General features: G+C 66.0%; 1 protein-coding gene. It reads right to left on the bottom strand.

The window, feature by feature from the left end; translation table 11 throughout:
- Positions 1-4,213: beta strand repeat-containing protein (locus tag EAV90_RS38825; protein ID WP_208738589.1), on the bottom strand; the 4,213-nt coding region annotated here is incomplete at both ends.

The raw sequence follows: 4,213 nt of genomic DNA, 5'->3' as shown, positions 1-4,213 counted from the left end.
TAGGTGCCATGGACGTTGGTCTGCGCCACGACATGGGCCTGACCGGTATCCGGATCGGTGATGGTCAGCTGGCCGGAAGTGTTCAGCGCGGCGGCGGTGTTGCCCTCAGCGACGGACTTGGAGTCCGACGAGACCGTGGCCGCATCGTTGGTCCCGGTGATGGTCACCGTGACGGTGCCGGTGGCGGTGCCATCCTGGCTCACCACCGTGAACTGGTCCTGCACCTGCTGGCCGGCGGTGAGCTCATTGTGGGCGCCGTTGCCGCTGTAGCTCCAGGTCCCATTGGCATCGATGTTGAAGTCGCCGTAAGTGCCGTGGACATTGCTCTGCGCCACGACGTGGGCTTCGCCAGTATCCGGGTCGGTGATGGTGAGCTGGCCGGAGGTGTTGAGGGCGGCGGCTGCATTGCCCTCGGTGACGGACTTGGAGTCCGAGCTGACTGTCGCCGCATCATTGGTCCCGGTGATCGTCACCGTCACGGTCCCGGTGGCGGTGCCGTCCTGGCTCACCACCGTGAACTGGTCCTGCACCTGCTGGCCGGCGGAGAGCTCATTGTGGGCGCCGTTGCCGGTGTAGCTCCAGGTGCCATTGGCATCGATGTTGAAGTCGCCGTAAGTGCCGTGGACATTGCTCTGCGCCACGACGTGGGCTTCGCCCGTATCCGGATCGGTGATGGTCAGCTGGCCGGAAGTGTTGAGCGCGGCGGCAGTATTGCCTTCGGTGACGGACTTGGAGTCCGAGCTGACCGTCGCCGCATCATTGGTCCCGGTGATGGTCACCGTGACGGTGCCGGTGGCGGTGCCGTCCTGGCTCGCCACCGTGAACTGGTCCTGCACCTGCTGCCCGGCGGTGAGCTCGTTGTGGGCGCCATTGCCGGCGTAGCTCCAGGCCCCGTTGGCGTCGATCGAGAAGTCGCCGTAGCTGCCGTGGACGTTGCTCTGCGCCACGACATGGGCTTCGCCGGTGTCGGGGTCGGTGATGGTCAATTGCCCTGAGGTGTTCAGCGCCGCGGCCGTGTCGCCTTCGGTGATGGACTTCGTGTCGGAAGAGACCGTCGCGGCATCGTTGGTGCCGGTGATGGTCACGGTCACGGTGCCGCTCGCGGTGCCATCCTGGCTGGTCACGGTGAACTGATCCTGCACCTGCTGGCCGGCGGTGAGCTCATTGTGGGCGCCGTTGCCGGTGTAGCTCCAGGCCCCGTTGGCATCGATCGAGAAGTCGCCGTAAGTGCCGTGGACGTTGGTCTGCGCCAGGACATGGGCTTCGCCGGTGTCGGGATCCACAATCGTCAGTTGGCCCGAGGTATTGAGTGCCGCGGCCGTGTCGGCCTCGGTGACGGCCTTCGAATCCGAGCTGACCGTTGCCGCGTCATTGGTCCCGGTGATCGTCACCGTGACGGTGCCGGTGGCGGTGCCGTCCTGGCTCACCACCGTGAACTGGTCCTGCACCTGCTGCCCGGCGGTGAGCTCATTGTGGGCGCCATTACCGATGTAGCTCCAGGCGCCATTGGCGTCGATCGTGAAGTCGCCGTAGGTGCCGTGGACGTTGCTCTGCGCCACGACATGGGCTTCGCCAGTGTCGGGGTCGGTGATGGTCAATTGCCCTGAGGTGTTCAGCGCCGCGGCCGTGTCGCCTTCGGTGACGGACTTCGTGTCGGAAGAGACCGTCGCGGCATCGTTGGTGCCGGTGATGGTCACGGTCACGGTGCCGCTCGCGGTGCCATCCTGGCTGGTCACGGTGAACTGATCCTGGACCTGCTGGCCGGCGGTGAGCTCATTGTGGGCGCCGTTGCCGACGTAGCTCCAGGCTCCGTTGGCGTCGATGCTGAAGTCACCGTAGGTGCCATGAACGTTGGTCTGGGCCACGACGTGGGCTTCGCCGGTGTCGGGATCCACAATCGTCAGTTGGCCCGAGGTATTGAGTGCCGCGGCCGTGTCGGCCTCGGTGACGGCCTTCGAATCCGAGCTGACCGTTGCCGCGTCATTGGTCCCGGTGATGGTCACCGTCACAGTGCCGGTGGCGGTGCCGTCCTGGCTCATCACCGTGAACTGGTCCTGCACCTGCTGCCCGGCGGTGAGCTCATTGTGGGCGCCGTTGCCGGTGTAGCTCCAGGCGCCGTCGGCATCGATGCTGAAGTCACCGTAGGTGCCATGAACGTTGGCCTGCGCCACGACGTGGGCTTCGCCCGTGTCCGGGTCGGTGATGCTGAGCTGCCCGGAGGTGTTGAGCGCAGCGGCGGTGTTGCCCTCGGTGACGGACTTGGAGTCGGACGAGACGGTCGCGGCATCGTTCGTGCCCGTGATCGTCACCGTGACGGTGCCGGTGGCGGTACCGTCCTGGCTCACCACCGTGAACTGGTCCTGCACCTGCTGGCCGGCGGTGAGCTCATTGTGGGCGCCATTGCCGATATAGCTCCAGGCGCCATTGGCATCGATCGAGAAGTCGCCGTAGCTGCCATGAACGTTGCTCTGCGCCACGACGTGGGCTTCGCCGGTGTCGGGATCCGCAATCGTCAGTTGGCCCGAGGTATTGAGTGCCGCGGCCGTGTCGGCCTCGGTGACGGCCTTCGAATCCGAGCTGACCGTTGCCGCGTCATTGGTCCCGGTGATCGTCACCGTGACGGTGCCGGTGGCGGTGCCGTCCTGGCTCACCACCGTGAACTGGTCCTGGACCTGCTGGCCGGCGGTGAGCTCATTGTGGGCACCGTTGCCGGTGTAGCTCCAGGCGCCGTTGGCATCGATGGAGAAGTCGCCGTAGCTGCCGTGGACATTGCTCTGCGCCAGGACATGGGCTTCGCCGGTGTCGGGATCGGTGATGGTGAGCTGGCCGCTGCTGTTGAGCGCGGCTGCGGTGTCGCCTTCGGTGACGGACTTCGAGTCAGAGCTAACCGTCGCGGCGTCGTTCGTGCCGGTGATGGTCACCGTCACGGTGCCGCTCGCGGTGCCATCCTGGCTGGTCACCGTGAACTGATCCTGCACCTGCTGCCCGGCGGTGAGCTCATTGTGGGCGCCATTACCGATGTAGCTCCAGGCGCCATTGGCGTCGATCGTGAAGTCGCCGTAGGTGCCGTGGACATTGCTCTGTGCGACAACGTGGGCTTCGCCGGTGTCAGGATCGACAATCGTGAGCTGGCCGCTTGCATTGAGCGCGGCGGCGGTGTTGCCCTCGGTGACGGACTTCGCGTCGGACGAGACGGTCGCGGCATCGTTGGTGCCGGTGATGGTCACGGTCACGGTGCCGCTCGCGGTGCCATCCTGGCTGGTCACGGTGAACTGATCCTGCACCTGCTGGCCGGCGGTGAGCTCGTTGTGGGCGCCATTGCCGGCGTAGCTCCAGGCCCCGTTGGCACCGATCGAGAAGTCGCCGTAGCTGCCGTGAACATTGCTCTGCGCCACGACATGGGCTTCGCCAGTGTCGGGGTCGGTGATGGTGAGCTGGCCGCTGGTGTTGAGCGCAGCCGCGGTGTTGCCTTCGGTGACGGACTTGGAGTCCGAGCTGACCGTCGCCGCATCATTGGTCCCGGTGATGGTCACCGTCACAGTGCAGGTGGCGGTGCCGTCCTGGCTCACCACCGTGAACTGGTCCTGGACCTGCTGCCCGGCGGTGAGTTCATTGTGGGCACCGTTGCCGGCGTAGGTCCAGGCTCCGTTGGCATCGATCGTGAAGTCGCCGTAGCTGCCGTGGACATTGCTCTGCGCCACGACGTGGGCTTCGCCGGTGTCGGGGTCGGTGATGGTGAGCTGGCCGGAGGTGTTGAGGGCGGCGGCTGCATTGCCCTCGGTGACGGACTTGGAGTCCGAGCTGACCGTCGCCGCATCATTGGTCCCGGTGATGGTCACCGTCACGGTGCCGGTGGCGGTGCCGTCCTGGCTCACCACCGTGAACTGGTCCTGCACCTGCTGGCCGGCGGTGAGCTCGTTGTGGGCGCCGTTGCCGGCGTAAGTCCAGGCTCCGTTGGCGTCGATCGTGAAGTCGCCGTAGGTGCCGTGCACATTGCTCTGCGCCAGGACATGGGCTTCGCCGCTATCCGGGTCGGTGATGCTGAGCTGGCCACTGGTGTTGAGCGCGGCGGCGGTGTTGCCCTCAGTGACGGACTTGGAGTCCGAGCTGACGGTCGCGGCATCATTGGTCCCGGTGATGGTCACCGTGATGGTGCCGGTGGCGGTGCCATCCTGGCTCACCACCGTGAACTGGTCCTGCACCTGCTGGCCGG

Origin of the sequence: Bradyrhizobium vignae (assembly GCF_004114425.1) — a bacterium.
GTDB classification, from domain to species: domain Bacteria; phylum Pseudomonadota; class Alphaproteobacteria; order Rhizobiales; family Xanthobacteraceae; genus Bradyrhizobium; species Bradyrhizobium vignae.
The sequence above is the reverse complement of the archived record's forward strand: the minus strand, read 5'-3'. Positions and strand labels throughout refer to the sequence as shown.